The 18,294-nt window shown below is 63.7% G+C and carries 20 protein-coding genes; 3 read left to right on the top strand and 17 right to left on the bottom strand.

The annotated features are described in order from the left end of the window. Positions 1-37 precede the first annotated feature (37 nt). The 17 genes from C2L64_RS39940 to sctU all read right to left on the bottom strand — a co-directional run bounded on the left by C2L64_RS39940 (position 38) and on the right by sctU (position 16,247). The gene (locus C2L64_RS39940; protein ID WP_007579455.1) at positions 38-1,555 is read right to left on the bottom strand and encodes a CoA transferase; all 1,518 of its coding nucleotides are present in this window, start codon (positions 1,553-1,555) and stop codon (positions 38-40) included. A gap of 28 nt (positions 1,556-1,583) precedes the next feature. Then, entirely contained in the window at positions 1,584-2,462 is an 879-nt protein-coding gene (locus C2L64_RS39935; RefSeq protein ID WP_100215971.1) for a hypothetical protein, read from the bottom strand. 39 nt (positions 2,463-2,501) lie between these two features. Then, a complete protein-coding gene (locus tag C2L64_RS39930) occupies positions 2,502-3,464 on the bottom strand; it encodes a 3-hydroxyacyl-CoA dehydrogenase NAD-binding domain-containing protein (protein ID WP_007579457.1) in 963 nt (320 codons plus the stop codon). Between the two features lie 508 nt (positions 3,465-3,972). Beyond that, complete coding sequence (locus C2L64_RS39925) at positions 3,973-4,368, bottom strand: DUF934 domain-containing protein (RefSeq protein ID WP_007579458.1); 396 nt, start codon at positions 4,366-4,368, stop codon at positions 3,973-3,975. Then, positions 4,365-6,155, bottom strand: a complete 1,791-nt coding sequence (locus tag C2L64_RS39920; RefSeq protein ID WP_007579459.1) for a nitrite/sulfite reductase — start codon at positions 6,153-6,155, stop codon at positions 4,365-4,367. Before C2L64_RS39920 ends, C2L64_RS39925 begins: the two co-directional genes overlap by 4 nt. 233 nt (positions 6,156-6,388) lie before the next feature. Continuing rightward, positions 6,389-6,850, bottom strand: a complete 462-nt coding sequence (locus C2L64_RS39915; RefSeq protein WP_007579460.1) for an MEKHLA domain-containing protein — start codon at positions 6,848-6,850, stop codon at positions 6,389-6,391. 64 nt (positions 6,851-6,914) lie between these two features. Continuing rightward, positions 6,915-7,370, bottom strand: coding sequence for a CesT family type III secretion system chaperone (locus C2L64_RS39910; RefSeq protein ID WP_007579462.1), 456 nt, complete (start codon positions 7,368-7,370; stop codon positions 6,915-6,917). Positions 7,371-7,453: 83 nt separating this feature from the next. Then, positions 7,454-7,675: a hypothetical protein gene (locus C2L64_RS39905; RefSeq protein WP_007579464.1), complete on the bottom strand. Its 222-nt coding sequence runs from the start codon at positions 7,673-7,675 to the stop codon at positions 7,454-7,456. 78 nt (positions 7,676-7,753) lie between these two features. Beyond that, complete coding sequence (locus C2L64_RS39900; protein WP_007579466.1) at positions 7,754-7,996, bottom strand: type III secretion protein; 243 nt, start codon at positions 7,994-7,996, stop codon at positions 7,754-7,756. Between the two features lie 2 nt (positions 7,997-7,998). Next, positions 7,999-9,249: a hypothetical protein gene (locus C2L64_RS39895; RefSeq protein ID WP_007579468.1), complete on the bottom strand. Its 1,251-nt coding sequence runs from the start codon at positions 9,247-9,249 to the stop codon at positions 7,999-8,001. A gap of 136 nt (positions 9,250-9,385) precedes the next feature. Then, a complete protein-coding gene (locus tag C2L64_RS39890; RefSeq protein WP_063717323.1) occupies positions 9,386-10,348 on the bottom strand; it encodes a hypothetical protein in 963 nt (320 codons plus the stop codon). Further along, positions 10,345-10,608 carry a type III secretion system export apparatus subunit SctS gene (gene sctS, locus C2L64_RS39885; protein WP_007579472.1) on the bottom strand — a complete coding sequence of 88 codons (264 nt, stop codon included), beginning with the start codon at positions 10,606-10,608 and terminating at the stop codon, positions 10,345-10,347. Before sctS ends, C2L64_RS39890 begins: the two co-directional genes overlap by 4 nt. Before the next feature lie 30 nt (positions 10,609-10,638). Continuing rightward, positions 10,639-11,295: a type III secretion system export apparatus subunit SctR gene (gene sctR, locus C2L64_RS39880; protein ID WP_007579477.1), complete on the bottom strand. Its 657-nt coding sequence runs from the start codon at positions 11,293-11,295 to the stop codon at positions 10,639-10,641. Continuing rightward, positions 11,273-12,457 (bottom strand): type III secretion system cytoplasmic ring protein SctQ, encoded by a 1,185-nt coding sequence (gene sctQ / locus C2L64_RS39875; protein ID WP_007579478.1) that lies wholly within the window; start codon positions 12,455-12,457, stop codon positions 11,273-11,275. The genes sctR and sctQ overlap by 23 nt, the downstream gene beginning before the upstream one ends. Positions 12,458-12,475: 18 nt before the next feature. Next, the gene (gene sctP, locus C2L64_RS39870) at positions 12,476-13,036 is read right to left on the bottom strand and encodes a type III secretion system protein SctP (RefSeq protein WP_007579483.1); all 561 of its coding nucleotides are present in this window, start codon (positions 13,034-13,036) and stop codon (positions 12,476-12,478) included. Between the two features lie 8 nt (positions 13,037-13,044). Further along, entirely contained in the window at positions 13,045-15,129 is a 2,085-nt protein-coding gene (sctV, locus tag C2L64_RS39865) for a type III secretion system export apparatus subunit SctV (RefSeq protein WP_007579484.1), read from the bottom strand. A gap of 44 nt (positions 15,130-15,173) precedes the next feature. Continuing rightward, complete coding sequence (gene sctU, locus C2L64_RS39860; protein WP_007579485.1) at positions 15,174-16,247, bottom strand: type III secretion system export apparatus subunit SctU; 1,074 nt, start codon at positions 16,245-16,247, stop codon at positions 15,174-15,176. 232 nt (positions 16,248-16,479) lie between these two features. Between sctU and C2L64_RS39855 the strand changes: the two genes are divergently transcribed. From C2L64_RS39855 to sctJ, 3 genes are read left to right on the top strand one after another with little or no spacing between them, the layout of a single operon-like run. Beyond that, the gene (locus C2L64_RS39855; protein WP_063717325.1) at positions 16,480-17,085 is read left to right on the top strand and encodes an HrpB1 family type III secretion system apparatus protein; all 606 of its coding nucleotides are present in this window, start codon (positions 16,480-16,482) and stop codon (positions 17,083-17,085) included. A 15-nt stretch (positions 17,086-17,100) separates the two neighbouring features. After that, positions 17,101-17,493, top strand: coding sequence for a hypothetical protein (locus tag C2L64_RS39850; protein WP_007579487.1), 393 nt, complete (start codon positions 17,101-17,103; stop codon positions 17,491-17,493). Positions 17,494-17,498: 5 nt separating this feature from the next. Then, positions 17,499-18,293, top strand: coding sequence for a type III secretion system inner membrane ring lipoprotein SctJ (gene sctJ, locus C2L64_RS39845; protein WP_407671927.1), 795 nt, complete (start codon positions 17,499-17,501; stop codon positions 18,291-18,293). Position 18,294 lies beyond the last annotated feature (1 nt).

The following is an 18,294-nucleotide window of genomic DNA, read 5'->3' as shown; positions in this document are numbered from 1 at the left end:
TTCCCGGGTGAAGCGAACAGGCATCAGGCGATCCGGTTCATCGCTGCAGCCATTCCGGAGCGCACGCGCCAAGCGGCAACAGCGGATATTGGTAGTGGCCGGGCGTGCGCGACATGTATACCTGTTCCGCGACGCCCTTGTAAAACCCCATGGGTGTCTCTGCCAGCAGCGGATCGGGATCGACGTAGGCGTGTTCGTCATTCGATCCAGCCATCGTACGCGCGTATTTCTGGTCGAAGATGCCCATCGACATGAGCCACGCGACGGCGCGCGAAAGCGACACCGATACCGTGTAGCTGCCGCCTTCCGTGGCGCGGCGCTTCAACGCCTGGAGCACGCCAGCCGTGCCGAGCCACGCAACCACGTAGTCGCTGATGATGGAAATCTGCGGTGTGGTGTGTGGCGTGAGCGTCGGCGTGTCCGTGCCGCCGAGGCTTTCCAGCCAGTACGGCCCGGCATAGGCACCCGTCGATACATCGAAGCCCGTGCGCTCCGACCATGCGCCCTCGCGGCCCGCGAAGTACACGGTCGCACTGATCAACCCGGGATGCTTTCTGCACAACTCGTCCGGGGCCAGCCCGTAGCGGTCGAGGAATCCCGAACGGCGATTCGAGAAGAAGATATCGGCACCTTCCAGCAACTGGTCGAAGCGCCCGCGCGCCGTTGCATCGTCGAGATCGAGCCGAGATGAGCGCAAGCCGACGTTCGACGTGTAGTGGAACAGGCTGTGTTCATAGTCCGACTTGCGCCAGATGTTCAGCACGTCCGCGCCATGCAGCGCCAGCGCACGGCCGAGACCCGCACCCGCGATGACATGGCCGAGGCCGAGCGCGCGAATGCCGCCGAGCACATCGCCGCCTTGCTGGAACGGAATGGGATCGCTATCGGCGATTTTTTCGATGGAGATCAGCGGCTGGCTCTTGATTACGCTCTGGAATACGTCGAGTTCAAGGAACTCCTGCGGTGAACGCACCATGTAGAGCGGAATGCCGGCCTTGCCACCGGCTTCTTCCAGTTCGGCTGCATTCCACCGCGCGACCGCCTTTGCAACCGACTCGTGTCCCGGCGGGCACTGCAACAGTTGCAGCGCGGTATTGCGCATTTTCGGGTAGTTGCAGATGAAGAACACCCAACGCCCGTCCTTGCACTGATGGAAGTTGGCGGTGACGCCCGTGTTCTCGTCGGAGCCCATATTGCCGGGCAGGCCGTTCACGAGTTCGAGCGTGCCCTCGTGAAACGTGGCGAAGCGGCGCAGCGCCTTGCGCACGTCGACGTGAATGTTCTGGCTTTGCCCGGTTTTCATGCGCCAGATCGACGCGATCTGCGCGGCCTTGACGGCGAGCCCGATGGCGGAAAAAGTGCCGAAGCGCAGCACGCTCGGCACGATGGGGTCCTTGCCGTAAAAGCTGAGTTCACCGCCGAACTCGCTCAAGGACGCGCCGATCGAGTTCAGGACCGTTTCGGTTTCACCGTGGATGTCGAACGCGTCGCTGATGGTACGGCTCGCCAGATGCTGGCGAATTTTTGCTTCAAGCTGATATTTATCGACGTGCATACAGATTGAATTGGGGTTGAAGGTTGCGTCAGCGGGTTGCCTGATAAAGCGCGATGCCCGTAATCCGCCCATGCGTGAGCAGCGTTCGCTTCTCGCCTGTGCGCAAGTTCACCTTGACAATGTTGCCGTCCAGGTCGGTCACGAAAGCGCGGTTGCGCGGCGCGTCGAGTGCGAGGCCGATAGCTTCGGCGAAGCCGGTACAGATCACCTTGTAGTCTGTGAGGCCGGCCGTTGTGAGCTTTGCACTGTTCAGCGAATTGCCGTCGGGTGCGGCGCCGCGATCGGTCCAGTAGAGCATGTCGGTGGCGGCATCGATTTCGAGGTCGATCGGCTCGGGCAGGCCATCCAGCAGCAGTTCGATGTCGGTGCGCGTGGCGGCCGTCTCGCCCGTGGCCATCTGCAGGGGCGCACGGAAGATGCGTCCCTCGCCGCCCTTCGCAGGGCCTTTCTGCGTCCACAGGAGGGCACCGCGCTTGTGATCGACGGCGATGCCGACGCACTGGTTCAGCACCTCGTCCTTGCCGCCGGCTTGCACCGAGCGGTCGACGAGTTGGGTCAGCGCGCCGCCGTCCGTGCCGCTGCGCCAGATTGCGGCGCCTTCGCGGTCGCACCAGTACAACAGCGCGGCCGCGCGGTCCAGATACAGTTGTTTGGGCGTTCTGATTGCACCGTTGCCGACCAGCAGACGCCGCCCACTGCCGTCCAGCCGTGCGGCTTCGACCGTGCCGTCGTCCTTGTGAAAATCGGCGCCCATGTTGGTCCAGTACACGAGGCCTTGCACCGTGTCGATCTGGATACCGTCGGGCGTGCCGCCCAGATCGGAGAGCAACACACGGGCGTGATTGCCTTCGCAGTCGAGCGCAACGATCGAAGGCGGGCTGATACACAACGCAAGCAGCGTTTGCATGGTGGATGACTCTGCGTTCATGAGTTCCATGACCTGACGTTATTGAGCCGTTTTGCGACCACTGTTGATGATGGCGATTTCTCTTTCGTCGCGTGCTTCGGCCAGTTGTGCAATCGACCGGTCGCCATAGCCGTTTTCGATTTGCTCGACGAGCAGCTTCTTCGTGGCCTCGTCGAAATGCACGGTCGATTCAAGCTGTTCGCGCCAGCGCGTTTCCATGCCGGGCGCGAGATGGTCGACGAAATGCGGGAAGCCACCATCGCCGCCGCCGAGATGGAACGACAGGAACGGTCCGTTGGTCGCCCAGCGGATACCGAGTGAGTGGGTCACGACGCTGTCGAGGTCGGCGGCCGTGATCACGCCCTGGCTGACCAGATAGACGCACTCGCGGAAAATCGCCGATTGCAGGCGATTCGCGACGAATCCGTCGATTTCCTTGCGAATCTCCAGCGGACACTTGCCGAGCGCACGATAGAAGTCGAGCGAAGCCTCGATCAGTGCGCGGCTCGTCTGCGGATTGGGCACCACTTCGACGAGCGGCAGCAGATGAGGCGGATTGAACGGATGCCCGATGACGAGACGGCCGGGCGATTGCATCTGCGTGGCCTGATTCGAAGCAGGGATGCCGGAGCTGGACGAAAAGAACAGGCAACGCGCGGGCGCGGCCTGTTCGATGGTTGCCCAGAGAGCGCTCTTGAAGTCGGCGCGTTCGGGGCCGTTTTCCTGAACGAAATCTGCATCGGCAACGGCTTTGGCGAGATCGGGTTCGAACGACAGACGCTCGAGCGCGGCGTTGACGCCGTGGCCGAGCGCCTGTAGCGCCAGCATGGCCCGCATCACATAGACGCGAACTTTTGATTCGATGCCGGGCTGCGGGTCGTTGATGACCACGCGCATGTCGTTGGCGAGAAAGAGCGCGGCCCACGATGCGCCGATCACGCCGCCGCCAATCACTACGACCTTTTTTTGGTCGAGAGGATGTTTGATTTTTGAGGTATTCATGATTGGTTTTTCGTTGTGTAGTAAAAGTATTGATATGGAGCGTCACGAAACTGATTTAAAAAGATGAAAAATCAGATTTTATAATTGATATTTCGTATAGCTAATCGACTGGATTAATTGAATTTCAGCTTAGCACCCGAATGGAAAGATCATTTCGCTTCGAAACAATTTTCTCCAAAAATCCACATGCGGTATGGATCATCCGCGACTGAAAGGGGCAGTCGCATACGGGCAACCAGGGAATGTGCGCCACGTTCCCGGAATTGAGGTCGTGCTCAACTATCCGGGAAGCGGAGTGGAATGTCTGGTGGAGACGTCAGCCGATAGCGCGGCGTGCCAGCAGCCGGGCAATCGTGGCACCCGCCTTGACGGTGCGGCGTTGGGTCCCGAACGGACGCCGGTGCGGCCGGGCGACGCCCAGCCGGAGGAGAAAATGCAGCGATTCGGCGCCGTCACGCGCCGACGGAACGCCCGGGTCAGCCTGTCGAACCCGCGCTGTTCTCTGGATTCACCTATCTCGCTGTCTGAATGGCGCATCGCGCGCCACGTCGCCCTGATAGAACGCGGCGAAGCGATCCAGTTGCCGCTGTGCATCCGCGGGATCGACACCTTCGGCCAGCACCGCGCTCGAAAACCCCGTGCGTTCCATCTGGATCAATTGATCCGCGAGCACGTCGCCCGTTGCGCGCAGATCGCCGCTGAAGCCGAGCCGGCGACGAATCAGATACGCCTGGCTGAACGCCCGGCCATCGGTGAAGTTCGGAAAATGAAGCTCGATACGTTCCGCTTGAGCGATAGCCTCGCTATAGACAAACGGATCGGCGTCGTTATCGAGCGCGACGACATGCGCGACCGCATCGGTGAGATGGTCGGGCGCAGCAAGAATGCGGATACGCGAGTTCATGCGGAAACCTCCATCGGCGCGCGGGCGGTATTGGCGGCCGCCTTGAACGGATCGAGCCCGATACGCCGCACCGTTTCGATGAAGCTCTCGCGGCGCGGCCCCGCGTCCGTTCTCTGTTCGACATACGCTCGCAGCACGGCCTCGATCACGTCGGGCACTTCGTGCGCGGAGAACGACGGCCCGATCACCTTGCCCGGCTGCGCAGCGCCACTTGCATGCGAACCGTCGGAGCCACCGAGCGTGACCTGATACCACTCGGCGCCATCCTTGTCGACGCCGAGAATACCGATATGTCCGCTATGGTGATGCCCACATGAATTGATGCAGCCGCTGATGTGCAGATCCACTTCGCCGATGTCTTCCAGCTCGTCCATGTCCTGATAGCGCTCGGTGATCGCCTCGGCGACAGGCAGCGAGCGCGCATTCGCCAGCGCGCAGAAGTCGCCGCCGGGGCACGCGATCATATCCGTCAGCAGATGCACGTTGGCGCTTGCGAGTCCCACGCTCCGCGCGGTTTCCCACAGTGCGAGCAGATCGTTTTCGTGCACCCAGGGCAGCACGATATTCTGTGTATGCGTGACACGCGCTTCGCCGGCCGAGAAGCGGTCGACGAGATTGGCGACCTGATCGAGCTGATCGGCGGAGGCGTCGCCGGGTGCTTGCAACAGGCGCTTGAACGACAACGTGACGATGCGCAGCGCCGGACTCCTGTGCTGCGCGACGTTGCGCTCGAGCCAGCGCGCGAATTGCGGAGTGCTCGCGGACGCATCGTGAATCGCCTTGCGTGCACCAGCGTCCGACGGCTTATCAACAGAGCCGGTTGACGGTTGCACGAAGTACGCGCTGACGCGCTCGAGTTCTGCACGCGGAATCGTATGCGGTCCACCGTCATGCTCGACGATCTGGCGAAACTCTTCTTCCACCTCGTCGATGTACTTCTGGCCTTCCGCCTTCACGAGAATCTTGATGCGCGCCTTGTACTTGTTGTCGCGCCGCCCGTACTGGTTGTACACGCGGACCACGGCCTCGATGTAGTTCATGATGTGCTGCCACGGCAAGAACTCGCGCAGCACCGTGCCGATGACGGGCGTGCGTCCCATGCCGCCGCCGACCGTCACGCGAAACCCGAGTTCGCCGTTCTCGCCGTAACGCAGCCGCAGGCCGACATCGTGCCAGTCGGTTGCCGCGCGGTCATCGTGAGCACCGGTGATCGCGATCTTGAACTTGCGCGGCAAAAACGCGAACTCGGGATGCAGCGTGGTCCATTGGCGCATGATTTCGGCAAAAGGCCGCGGGTCCGCGATCTCGTCGGGCGCTACGCCCGCGCGCTCGTCGCAGGAAATGTTGCGGATGCAGTTGCCGCTCGTCTGGATGCCGTGCATGTTGACGGTCGCCAGCAGGTCCATTACATCGGCAGCCTTCGCGAGCGGAATCCAGTTGAACTGCACGTTGGTGCGCGTCGTGAAGTGCGCGTGATGCGTCGGCAGCCGAACGGTGCCGAGCTTGCGCTGCGCATCCAGCGCCTGCCGATAGACATCCGCTTCGGGCGCGTCGTATTCCCGCGCCACGCGCGCGAGCACACGCAGTTGCGCGCTCGACAGCTCGCCATACGGCACCGCGACGCGCAGCATCGGCGCATGCCGTTGCACATACCAGCCGTTTTGCAGGCGCAGCGGACGAAAGGCGTCTTCGCTCAATCTGCCGTCCTGCCAGCGTTCGATCTGGTCGCGGAACTGCGCGGCGCGATTGAGCAGAAAGGCTTTGTCAAACTCGTTGTACTGATACATGGCTAACCTGGAGGGCGGCGAAAGCATGCATTTCCAGCTTTCGCCTGGGGACGCGGAATGACGGCCGATACCATCGGCATGTTCACTTGAATCTACTGGCGCACGCATCCGCCGACAAGACGCAGATGACGCGAAAATGACCGCAGCAGATGAGAAAACCGGGCAGCGCGCGCCAGGACGCGGGTACCCGGTTAGAGAGAAGAGGGGAGTTGGGGCTTGCTTTGGGTGCGAGCTTATTCAGGCAGCGCTGTGGTATGCGGAATCATCGCGGCCTGGCCATGCAGTTTGCCGTGCTCGTCGATGAGTTGCCACACGGTTGCGCGTTCGATCCAGAAGCGGCGGCCCGTCTTCGCAATGCGTACGCCGCGATAGCCGGTGACGAAGCCGTCGCGCGTCACCTGGTCGAGAAACGCCTGACGCTCGCTGCGTTCCGGCGCTTCGGCGGAAAGGCGCGACGGTAGGGCGGTGATTTCGTCCCAGTCGTAGCCGAACAGCGTCTGTACGCGGCGGTTTCCGTAGACGAACACGGGGTCTTCAGCGGTATTGTGCGCGAGCAGCCCGAAGGGCGCATCGTGATACAGCCACGCGACGGCATCTTCGGCGCGCTCATGCTTTGGAACGAGTTCGGTGCCCAGCAGACGCGCATAGCTGCCTGCGAGCAGGTTGAAGAAATTCAGGTCGGTGCGTAAATCCATTGCTTGTCCATGTCCAGGCCGTGTCGAAAGACATTCTAGCGTGATGCTGTTTTCCGCGTAGTTGTCATGCCCGGATCCACGAGAAGTTACCCGAGACGATCGCTTCGAAACGCTCGTCGCTGGCTTCGAGAATGCTCTGTTTCCAGTACGCGCCATGCTCCGAATAGTGGGCGAGGAGATCGGCAAGCGTTTCGCCTGTCGGTGCATCGGCGAATGGCACGCGCACCAGCAGCACGACATTGCCGTAGTCGGAATCGAGCCCGAGTTGCGCCTGGTCTTGCGCATACACGAGCAGATTGGCTTCGAGCATGAGCCGGTAGACGGTCGTGATGCGTCCCGCCGTCACCGCGCCGAAGTCGAAACTCAGGTAGATCGCGTCCGGGTCTTCGTCGAAGCAGTCGAGCCGCACATCGAGCCCGCCCACTTCGATCGAATGTGTCTGCAACACGTGCTCGACGTCGGGCAAGCCGACTGCCTCGCACAGCGATGCGACGAGTTCTGCATAACGATCTTCACTCACGGTGCGAATACCCGTTCAAACAAAGGAGAATCCTGCAAGGCGTCAAACGGCTGGCCGCTGCGCGAGCGGCCAGCCTGCCTGCATTACGATGCCTGCGCGGCCTTCTGGATGCTCGACGCACCCGACTTCATCGCTTCGCCGAGCGCCTGCAGCAGGCTCGCATTCGATTGCGCTTGCGCGATTTCGAGCTGCTGTTGAGCGTTGCTGTTGATGGTGTTTTCCGCGCTTTGCGTCGCGCTGCTCGAATTGATGCCGTTCGTGACAGTGCTCAGTGCGGATGTTGCTGCCGTTGCAATACCGGGCATGGTGGCTCTCCTGGAAAGTTCCGGCAGACGGTATGTCGAACCGGTGGTTGAAAAAGCGAATGAATGACGTTCGACGCGTCAGCCGCGCAACGCGTCCTCGCGCAACTGGCCTACGATACGGCTTGCGGCGACCAGCCCACGATAGATGCGGGCGCGCGCATCGCGGTCGGCGGCCGTGCCGTCTGCCGCGTGATTGAGCTGCTCGGCGCTCTCTTCGAGCGCCTTGCGCAGCTCGGCGACGCGCGCATCGGCGTCGGTGGCTGTGACGACGTTCTGCAACGCCATGAAGTGTTGCGCGTGGCGTTCAATGGCTTCGTACATGGTCATCTCCGTAACGTGTCGGCCGTCTGCGCGACGGACGTCTGGGGTGGGTCGAGCACATGCCGCGAGGCGGCAGGCCCGGCGAGCTGTTTTGCAAGCGGTGAGGGCGGTTCGTTTGCGGCTTTTGAAGCGGGCGGCGCGGCATCGCTTGCGGGTTGCTGGGTGTCGGCTGCGGCGGGCGCTGCGGCGTCGCTGGCCGCGGCGGGTGCGCTTGCATTCGCGTCGTTGTCGAGGATGAAGATGTGCTTCACGCCATCGGGCGTTTGCGCATAGCGCACCGTATCCGACGAGACAATCGCGATATAGCTCGCGCCCGCCGGTGCGTCAGCCTGCTCGGCGCCCGTTGCGTCGATGCGGATATCTTTCACGTTGGTCGGCAGGTCGGGACGGATGCGCTTCACGCCTTGCTGTAACGCGTCCATGTCGACGTCCTTACCCGCAATCGCAAACACGCCGCCGCCGTCGTAGTGCACGCTGATGCCTGAAACGGGCAAGCTCTCGCCGATGCTGCGCCGGATCACTTCGGCGATGCCGTACTGCGCCTGCACGCGCGGCGACGTAATCGCGGCAAGCAGGCGCCGCGCGGCGAGATTCTCCGATTCGTTCGCGACGAGCCCGCGCACGAGCACGCCGCCGTGACCATCCAGCGATGCGCGCAGTTCGTTCAGATGCGCAGCCGCGAACTCGCGGTTTACGTTTTCCATCGCGGCGACGTCGCCAGGCAGCATCGATGCCTTCGCGCGCGTCGTCATCGACAAGGCGCTGACGCTCGCGATCACGGCCAACGCCACGCATGCCGCGCCGAGCGCGACCAAGGTGCGGCGCCGCGAGCGTTGCGGGCCGCGTTTGTTGTCCTCGGGCTGGCCGGGCTTTAATAGCGTCGACAGCAGCGCGAGATCGCTTGGCCATTCGATATCGTCAGGCCCGATGCAGATTACGCTCTGGTCGAATTGCATCGGCAGAAAGTCGAGCATGAAGACGGGTGCGGTGTCTTCGACGCGTTCGGCCTTTACGTCCTGCTTGTCGGTTTCGTTGTGTGGCGCTTCATTGCTTGCGTCAATGCCAGCCTCTTGCACAGCGAGCCGCCGCACGGTCACGACGTCGCCGTCGCCGACTTCGACGATCGCGGACGGCCCCGTCCAGTCGGTGATGCGAATGTCGGCGTCGTCATCCGCGTCGATCCGGTAAAGACCGGGGCCGAGCGGTGCGGTCGCGCCAGCATGAATACCCGTCAGGATGCGCAGTTGTTTCATGAGTTCGGTCGGTCAGGCGGAGAAGCGGGGGCAGCTATCACGCTGTTCCGCTTCCTTCGATGAGTCGCAGATTAATGGACGCATGGGCGGCGATACGCGCCGTTTGCGAAGGCACTCGCGCGCACGCGAAGTGACTTCAGCTAGCGGATTTAGCGGGACCGGTGGCATCGGCTGGACGCGTGCTGCGCGCGCGTGCAATGCCGTCGAGCGCGGCGTTCGCGCTCGATGCGCGTCCTTCGCGGCCTCGCGACATTGGGCCGCCTGCGATGAGCGCGAGCAGCGGCGCAAGGACGTTGCGAGCCTCTTTCGACGTATTCGTACGGGTTGCCGTGGCTGGCGTCGTCGGCAACGCTTCGCCCGCCTGTCGACGCGCGGCGGCACGCGCCGTGGCGTCCATCAGCGACTGGCGAACCTGGGCGAGCGATGCGAGCGGCAACGCGCCTTCCTGCCGCCGCAGCGCGCGCAATTGCGATAGCGCATCGTGCAGCGAGCGACCGGGCATTAGCAACGCGTCGCACCAGGCACTCGCCAGCGCTTCACGGCGCGATGAACCGGCAAGTGTCAACGCATGCGCGGCAAATTCGGGCACGACGCCTGCTGCGCGCTTCGTACCGTCCGCGCCATCGAGCATGAGATCGCCATCGTGCTTGCCGTGTTGATGCTGCTGCCGTTGCTGTTGCTGTTCGTCTTGCTGCTGCCCACCGCCGCGCGAGCCTCCGTTGCCGCCGTCGCGGGACACGCGCAGAGCGGCGCTTCGCTGACGGTCGGTGCTTTTCGCGTTCTGAGCCGCCCTCGAGTTGGTGCCGGAGCGGCCCGTCGTCGGCCGGCGTGTCGCGGCAAAGCGCGTCGCGACCGCCTTGCCTTGGCGCTTCTTTAAAAGCGCTTTCGCAAGACGCCGCGCATTCGCCGAGCGCGCCTGTCCCTGCAAATGCGCGTGATGCGCGTGGGCGAAGCGCACGTTATTGCGCAGCGACGTGGCAAAGCGCGCGCGCGTCTGTTGCCGCGCCGGTTCGGTCACGCCCCGTTGCGTCTGCGCGGCCTCTTGCGTGGACGATGTGCCTGACGTCCCCGTTGCCGGACGAGCGTGAAGTGGGTTCATCGCTGCACAGCCGTCAGTAGCAACTGGTTCGCAAAGCGCAGGATCGCCGACGCACCGAGCGGCGCAACTACGATGAGCGCCACCACCACGGCAATCAGCTTGATGCCGAACGACAGCGTCTGATCCTGCAGCGACGTGATCGCCTGCAGGAACGACACCAGCAGGCCGACGCCGGCCGCGACGACGACGACGGGCAGCGACACGTACAGGCACAGCAGCAGCCCTTGCGTCGCGAGGCCGACGAGCGTATCGAGAGTCATGGCAAGTCCGTAGTTGAAAAGGCGCGGCGCCTACCGGTAGCCGAGAATGAGGCCATGCATCAGCGTGGACCAGCCGTCCATCGCGACGAACAGCAGCAGCTTGAAAGGAATCGCGACGTTGGTCGGCTGCACCTGGTTCAGACCCATCGCCATCAGCACGTTCGCGATCACGAGATCGACGACGATAAAGCCGATGTAAAGCAGAAAGCCGATTTTGAAGGCGTCCGTGAGTTCCGTCAGCGTGAACGCGGGCGCGAGCACGATCAGGTCGGTGTCCTTCAGCGCCTTCGCCTGCTGCGCGGGCCACAAGGCCGTCGCCGAACGCAGGAAGAACTGTCGCTCGCGCGATTGCGCATGCGCTTCGAGGAAGGTGCGGAACGGCTCGCGCGCGGCGGCGATGCCCGCCGTCACATTCTGCGTGACGTTGCCGGGCGCCTGGTTGGCCTGCATGCCCTGCATCGCGGAGAACGCGACGGGCGCCATGATGTACACCGAGACGATGATCGCGATGCCGTTGAGCACCATGTTCGGCGGCACCTGCTGGACGCCCAGCGCGTTACGCAGCAGCCCGAGCACGACGACGATCTTCATGTACGACGTGACCACCATCGCGATGAACGGGATCACGCTGATCGCCAGCACGACGATCAGCAGCCCGGTGATGTCACCTGTCTGAATCGCCGGCATATGCCATCCTCGTGATTCGTACGCCCAGATGTTCGCCGACACAGACGATCTCGCCATAGCCGACCGTTTGCCCATGCGTGACGAGACGCACGGGCGTATCGAGCACGGGCGCGGCCAGTTCGATCACGTAGCCGGGGCGCAGCGCGGCGAGCTGCGCGAGCGGCAGCGCCACGCTGTCGATTTCGAATTGCACGGGCAGATCGAGCAGGCCGATATCGAGTGATGCGTCTTCTGTGTCGTGCTGCCAGTTGCTGTGCGCGTCGGTTTCCGCCATTTCGTCGAGTGTGGCCACTTCGGTTTCGTGCAGCGCTTCACCGTCTCCTGGCAGCGTATCGGGCCATTCGGCCTGCAAGGGTTCTTCGTTCATGATGGGTTTCTCTTCTACAGTGACCTGCGTGCCGTCGATCACGACACGCGCATGAATGCGCCGGATGCCCGTTGCCGTCGCGCCCCACATGGCACGTGCGGTGAACGTGGCGCCGCGGCTCAGCGCCTGCGCGACAGAAGGAACGAAAGCGCGCAGCACGACGTCGCCGGGACGCAGCGACTGCAATGCGGCAAGTGGCACGTGCCGCGCGCCGAGCGCGATCGATCCGGCGACGCAGATCGGCGATGCTGAAGCGAACGTTTCCGTTGCATGACGCGACGGCAATGCGGCGAGCCGTTTATGCAAGACATCGAGCGTCGCGCCGGATGTGCCGATCGACAGCCGATGCACGACGCCTTCATGCAGCAACGCGACGTCGAAGCGTTCGCCACTGGTAGTGCCAGCGGACCCGCGCTCCACCGACGCCACACGCCAGCGTCCAAGGCCCGCTGCCTGAAAGCGCTGCACGAGCGGCGCGAGCAGCGCGTTGGCGAGCGTGCCGCGCAATGCGTGCCGTGCGCGGTCGCCCGCGCTGGCCGCGACGATCTGCAACGCGGGATAGCGCGCGAGATCGAGATCGATATCGAGCGTGCCTTCGAGATGCGCGAGCACGATGCGGCCCGCTTCGTCGAAGGTGGTATCGGCCGTGACAGTCGGCGCGATTTCGAGCGCATCGATTGCGCCGAGCTGGCGCAACGCATCGAGATGACGCGCATCGCACAGAATGCGGGCGGCTCGCGCTGCATCGGGCGTGACGCGGCGCAGCTTCTCTGCATACGGACGTTCGGTGGACACAGTGGACAAAGGCGTGAGCTAGTGGATAGTCAGTTCGAGCGTGCGCGCTTCGCCTTGCGACGCGAGCAACTGGCGCAGCTCGCGTTCGAGCAGGCCGGCATGATGCAAGAGTAGTTCGCGCGTGTCGGCGGACTCGACGTCGAAGCGAAGCAAGAGAACAGCGGGCGAAAGCGTCAGATGCAACTGCGTGTCCGGCAGCCGCTGCGGATCGATACGCAAAGTCACTTCCCAATGTCCTGCCTGGCGGATCGCGGGGTTCGACGCGAACTCGACGACATGCCGCGCGAGCACGTGCGCGAGTTCGAGCATTTGTTGCTCGCGGCGCAGCACAGCCGCGACCACACGCTGACTTGCACTGCCGATGCGTTGCGCAAGCGACTCTTCCGCATGATGTTCCTGCGGAGCCTCGTCATCGAGCGATGCGGCGAGAAGATCGTCGGGCGACGGCTTGTCGTCGCGTCGCAAGAGCGCGGCGAAATCCGCGTGCCGTGCGCGCCGCATGCGCGCGCCCGCCGAAGCGGGCGACGTCTGCGTGGGCGCCGCGATCACGCGCACGGGACGCGATGTGGTTCTCGACATGCGTTGCCTCAGGCCGTCACGTGGCCGATCGGCTGCAGTTCCAGATGCCCGCCCAGTTCCTGATACGAATAGACGGAGAGCCAGCCGAGCCGTCCTTCGATCATACGTCGCACGTAGCGCCGGATATCCATCGACGTGACGAGCGCGATGCCGGGACGCGGCGCAAGCCCCGCGAACGACTCAATGCTGTCGACCAGAAAGTTGATCTGATCCGGCGGCAGCGCGAGGTAATTGCCCGTCGGCGTCTGCTTGATCGCCTGGCGGATATGCTGTTCGACGGGCGCGTCGAGCAGGATCGCGGGCAGGATGCGCGCGCCGAGTGCGGCCCGATGCGCGAGAAAGCGCGCGAGATCGCCGCGCACGTACTCGGTCAGCATCAGCACGTCTTTCTCTTTCGGTCCCCACGCGATCAGGCTTTCCATGATGTTGCGGATATTGCGGATGGGGATCTGTTCTTCGAGAAGACGCCGCAGCACGTCGGCGATGCGCTGCGGCGGCAGCACTTTTTGCACTTCGGCGAGCAGACCCGGATACTCGATGCCAAGCTGTTCCTGAATCCACTGCACTTCGTTGACGCCGAGAAAGAGCGACGCATTACGCCGGAGCAACTGCACGCACACATGCGCGATCACCTGTTCGGCGCGCCAGCCGGAGGTCTTGTCGGCTAGCGTGGCCTCGTCGTGCCAGTAGCTCGGCTGCGTTGTGCCGTCGATCGGTTCGCGTTGGTCGCAGCGTTCGGCGAGCGCCTGCGCCTGCATGTCGTCGGGCTGTGTTGCGAGCCGTTGCGACAGGTCGGCGAGCAGGACCTTGCCTTGCGGCAATTCGAGTGTGAACGACGGCACGTCGTGCATCAGGAACTCGCAGGTGGACGGCGCGAGCTTCTCGCTGATCCACATGTGAATGCCGGGAAACGGCAAACCGAGTTCTTCTTGCAGTGAAGTGCGCTCGATTTCGAATGCGTGATTGAGCCGGTCGACGGCGAGCCGTCCCCGCAAGTCGGGCGCAAGGCGTACGCCGAGCGGGCAGGAAAACGCGGGCGGCACGCTGGAAATAGCGGGTGTTTCGCTCTTCGCGCCCGCGCGCTGCATCGAGCGCACGGCTTCGAGGTCTTCGAATGCGCGCGATGAACCGCGCTTTTTCAGCTTCCATGCGGTGAAGCCGAGGATGCCGCTCAACACCAGAAAGAGCGGCCACGGAAAGCCAGGCACGGCGGCGAACGCAACCAGCAGCAGCGCCGCGAAGCCGAGCGCGGGCGCGCTGCCCATCAGTTGCTTGCCGATCTCCGCGCCGAGCGAGCGCGGCTTCTCGTCTCGATCGTCGGCGACGCGCGTGATCATCACGCCTGCCGCAACGGACAGCAGCAGCGCGGGCAACTGCGCGACCATCGCGTCGCCGACCGAGAGGATCGAGAAACGGTTCGCCGCTTCGCCCGCCGTCATGCCGTGATACAGCACACCAACGGCGAGACCTGCAACGATGTTGACCATCGTGATGATGAGGCCCGCGACGGCATCGCCCTTGACGAACTTCATCGCGCCGTCCATGCCGCCGTGCAGCGCGCTTTCGAGCGCGAGCGTCGCGCGCTTGTGGCGCGCTTCGTCGGCTGTCAGCAGATTGGCGCGCAGGTCCGCGTCGATACTCATCTGCTTGCCGGGCATTGCGTCGAGCGTGAAGCGCGCGCCGACTTCCGCGACCCGCTCCGAGCCTTTCGCGATCACGATGAACTGCACCAGCGTGATGATGATGAACACCACCATGCCGACCACCAGATTGCCGCCCACCACGAGCTTGCCGAAGCTGTCGATGATGTCGCCCGCTTCAGCATGCAGCAGGATCGACTTGGTCGACGCGATGCTGAGCGACAGACGGTAGAGCGTGGTGAACAGCAGGATCGACGGAAATGCGGACAGCGAGACGACGCTCGGCACATAGAGCGTGATCATCAGCAGCGTGACGGCTGCGGCGATGTTCAGGCCGACGAGTATGTCGATCATGAAGAACGGCAGCGGCAGGATCATCAGCGAGACGATCGCGACGATCATCACGAGGATGCCGATCTCGCCGCCAGCGGGTAGTTTGAGTGTCTTGAGCATGAGCGTGTGTGGAGCGATGCGGGAGTGTGGAGTAGGGCGTGCGTTCAGCCGGACAGCGGGGGCGCCGCATCGGGTTCACGCGACAGGGCCAGCGAATCGACCCAGCGCAAAATCGCGGCGACGGCCTCGAACAGTTCGTCCGGAATCGGCTCGTCGAGTTCGACCTTGTAGAGCGCGCGCGCGACGGGCGGATGGCCGACGATCGGCACGCCCGCGAACTGCGCGTCGCGGCGCATCTGCAGCGCTGCTTCGTCCATGCCCTTAGCGATCACCACTGGCAGTGGATATTCATCGGGCGCGTAGCGCACGGCCACCGCGTAGTGCGTCGGGTTCACGACCACCATGCTCGCGGTCGCGATCTTTCGCGGCACGGATGTCGCAAGCTCGCGCGCGAGCCGCCGCCGCTCGCCCTTGATGATGGGATCGCCCTCGTCCTGCTTGAATTCGCGTTTGATCTCGTCCTTGCTCATTTTCTTGCCGCGAATGAAGAGGTATTTCTGCAGCTTGAAATCGACGCCGCCGAACACGACATACAGCGCGGCCGCGACCGCGAGCAGCCGGATCACGACGAAGCTCGCGAGCTTCGACAGCTCGGGCAGCGACTGAAACATCGAGCCCGTGACGAGCGGCAGCAGCCCCGTGATCGTCTTCCACATCACGATGGCGAGCACGACGCCCTTGATGGCCATCTTCGCGAGTTCGAGCAGCGACTTGAGCGAGAAGATGCGCTTGATGCCCGCCATCGGGCTGATGTTCTCGAACTTCAGGCTGACTGCCTTCATCGAAATCATGATGCCCGTCTGTCCGGCGAGCGCGGCGACGGCGGCGAGAATCGCGGCGCCGATCATCGGCAGGAGTGAGCCTGCCATGCGCGAGCCGATCTGGTTCACCGCGAGCAGCAGCGTCGTCATGTCGTGCGGCCCGGCGACGAACTTCAGCGCAATCGAAATGCACGAGCGCAAGCCATCGACCATCTTGTCGCCCGTCGCCATCAGCATGCCGACGCCCACGGCCAGCAGCGCGCCGTCGACGAGGTCCGTGCTCTTCGCGACCTCACCGTCCTCGCGCGCCTTGCGCAGGCGTTTCTCGGTTGGCTGTTCGGTTTTGTCGTCGCTCATGGGCGCTCCTTTACGTGCTGGCGCAGTGTAGGGCGCTCCTCATAGCGGCCGTCCAGGCGAGGCGAAGCCCCGGGCTCGAACGCGAAGCAGGGCAAAACAGCACGCGTGATGCGCCGCCAGGTTCGCTTTCGCACGACTTGCTTCGGTTGCAGTGCGAGCATTGCGGCACCTGCTTGATACCTTGCGAAGCGATGACGCCCCGCGTCCTGTTTTCATCAAGAGGGTCCACGCCATGCTCGCGAAATCATCACAACCTGGGTCACAACCTGCTTCCTCTCACGCAGCGCCGAACTATCTGCAATGCGGCGATGCAACCTTGAACGCGCTGATCGAGATTGCATCGGCGGGTCTGTTCCGGCATTTCCCGCAAGCCAGCGCCGACACGACCGACATCGAGCTGGTGCTCGACGCGTTGCGCGCGTTCCGTCCGAAGGTGGCCGAGATCGACACGCTGGCGGGCGTGCTGCACATCGTCAACGGCCGCTGGGAAGAGGCGTCGCGCACGCTGCGCGACGTGATCGACGCAGCGCCTTCGTTTGCCTATGCAAAGGCGATGTACGCGTACTGCCTCGCCGCGCAGAAGGACGCCGGCTGGCGTCAATGGGCCGACCAGGCGCTCGAAGGCGAGGCGGGCCTGGAGACGCGCGCGCTGGTCCGTGCGCTCACCGTGCGTGCCGATCTCGAAGCCGCGCGCACGAACCATCGCGGCGGCGAGTTCGTGTTGCCGGAGTCGTATCGCGATCTCGCCGAAGAGCAGGAGAACGCCCAGACGAAGGCCGCGCGGCTGCCGTCGGGCGATGCGCCCGCGTTCGCGTCGCACGCTTTCTTGCGCGCCTGATAAGAGGAGCCGTTCATGTCGATCTCAACGATTGCCGAAACCGCCGTGCACGCCGCCGCCGATGCCGCGAGACCCGAACCCTTGCCGCAGATGCCTGCGCCCGAATCCGTCAGCCGTTTCGAAGACCTGATGCAACAGCCGCTCGCCGTGCCCGGCAACGACGCGACGCAGCACGCGGGTAGTCATTTTGTCGACGCGATCCGCAAGCAGGACGGCCAGATGGAGGCCGCGCTCGAACAGGTCGAAACACTGAGCGCGAACGCCGGGGTGCTCACGCCGACGCAGCAGATCGGGGCGGCAGCGCAGGTGTCGCTGAACCTGTCGCTCGCGCAGTTCGATTTCCAGACCAAGATGGCCGTGGTGTCGGCGTCGAAGTCGTCGGCGGAAACGCTGATGAAGAATCAGTGATGAGCATGAGAACCCTGTCTCCGCTCACCAAACGCATGCTGATGGGCAGCCTGCTGGTGGCATGCGCGCTGCTCGCGGGCTGCAAGAAAGAGCTCTACACGGGCCTTGCCGAAGAGGACGTCAACGAGATGACGGTCGCGTTGCTGGAGCGCGGTGTATCCGCCGACAAGAGCTCGCCGGACGGCGGCAAGACCTATACGCTTCAGGTCGACGACGGCGACATGGTGCGCGCGATGCAGGTGCTGCGCGAAAAAGGCCTGCCGCACAGCAAGTTCGACGATCTCGGCAGCCTGTTCAAGAAGGACGGTCTCGTCTCGACGCCAACGGAAGAGCGCGTGCGCTTCATTTACGGGCTATCGCAGGAACTGTCGGGCACGCTGTCGCATATTGATGGCGTGCTGGTCGCGCGCGTGCAGATCGTGATTCCGAACAATGACCCGCTTGCGCAGACCATCAAGCCGTCGTCCGCCGCCGTGTTCATCAAGTACCGGCCGGGACTCGAACTCGATGCGCTCGTGCCGCAGATCAAGAACCTCGTCGTGCATAGCGTCGAAGGGCTGTCGTACGACCAGGTCAGCGTGACGGGCGTGGCGGCGGATCAGGTGGATATCGATAGCCGCGTGCCCGCGCATGCGCCTGTCTGGCCGTTCGTGCTGAGCGGACTGTTCGCGTTGATGGTGGCGGGCATTGGCGTGGGCTATGCGTATCGCGTGCGGCTGGGCGGAATCGTCGCGCCGCTCAAGGCGGGCCTCGCGTCGCTTGCGCAGCGCCTGCCGGGCCGCAGGCAGAAGTCGGCATGAG

The sequence above is a fragment of the Paraburkholderia hospita genome, assembly GCF_002902965.1.
GTDB classification, from domain to species: Bacteria; Pseudomonadota; Gammaproteobacteria; order Burkholderiales; family Burkholderiaceae; genus Paraburkholderia; species Paraburkholderia hospita.
Note: the sequence above shows the minus strand (reverse complement) of the source record. Positions and strands in the feature narration are given on the sequence as shown.

Coding starts and splice junctions, on each gene's coding strand:
- C2L64_RS39915 (WP_007579460.1), bottom strand. CDS start 6,850: ATGGATTTACGCACCGACCTGAATTTCTTCAACCTGCTCGCAGGCAGC.
- C2L64_RS39890 (WP_063717323.1), bottom strand. CDS start 10,348: ATGAACCCACTTCACGCTCGTCCGGCAACGGGGACGTCAGGCACATCG.
- C2L64_RS39850 (WP_007579487.1), top strand. CDS start 17,101: ATGTCGATCTCAACGATTGCCGAAACCGCCGTGCACGCCGCCGCCGAT.
- sctS (WP_007579472.1), bottom strand. CDS start 10,608: ATGACTCTCGATACGCTCGTCGGCCTCGCGACGCAAGGGCTGCTGCTG.
- C2L64_RS39930 (WP_007579457.1), bottom strand. CDS start 3,464: ATGAATACCTCAAAAATCAAACATCCTCTCGACCAAAAAAAGGTCGTA.
- sctR (WP_007579477.1), bottom strand. CDS start 11,295: ATGCCGGCGATTCAGACAGGTGACATCACCGGGCTGCTGATCGTCGTG.
- C2L64_RS39895 (WP_007579468.1), bottom strand. CDS start 9,249: ATGAAACAACTGCGCATCCTGACGGGTATTCATGCTGGCGCGACCGCA.
- sctP (WP_007579483.1), bottom strand. CDS start 13,036: ATGTCGAGAACCACATCGCGTCCCGTGCGCGTGATCGCGGCGCCCACG.
- C2L64_RS39905 (WP_007579464.1), bottom strand. CDS start 7,675: ATGCCCGGTATTGCAACGGCAGCAACATCCGCACTGAGCACTGTCACG.
- C2L64_RS39935 (WP_100215971.1), bottom strand. CDS start 2,462: ATGCAAACGCTGCTTGCGTTGTGTATCAGCCCGCCTTCGATCGTTGCG.
- C2L64_RS39900 (WP_007579466.1), bottom strand. CDS start 7,996: ATGTACGAAGCCATTGAACGCCACGCGCAACACTTCATGGCGTTGCAG.
- C2L64_RS39920 (WP_007579459.1), bottom strand. CDS start 6,155: ATGTATCAGTACAACGAGTTTGACAAAGCCTTTCTGCTCAATCGCGCC.
- C2L64_RS39940 (WP_007579455.1), bottom strand. CDS start 1,555: ATGCACGTCGATAAATATCAGCTTGAAGCAAAAATTCGCCAGCATCTG.
- sctU (WP_007579485.1), bottom strand. CDS start 16,247: ATGAGCGACGACAAAACCGAACAGCCAACCGAGAAACGCCTGCGCAAG.
- sctJ (WP_407671927.1), top strand. CDS start 17,499: ATGAGAACCCTGTCTCCGCTCACCAAACGCATGCTGATGGGCAGCCTG.
- C2L64_RS39925 (WP_007579458.1), bottom strand. CDS start 4,368: ATGAACTCGCGTATCCGCATTCTTGCTGCGCCCGACCATCTCACCGAT.
- C2L64_RS39855 (WP_063717325.1), top strand. CDS start 16,480: ATGCTCGCGAAATCATCACAACCTGGGTCACAACCTGCTTCCTCTCAC.
- sctV (WP_007579484.1), bottom strand. CDS start 15,129: ATGCTCAAGACACTCAAACTACCCGCTGGCGGCGAGATCGGCATCCTC.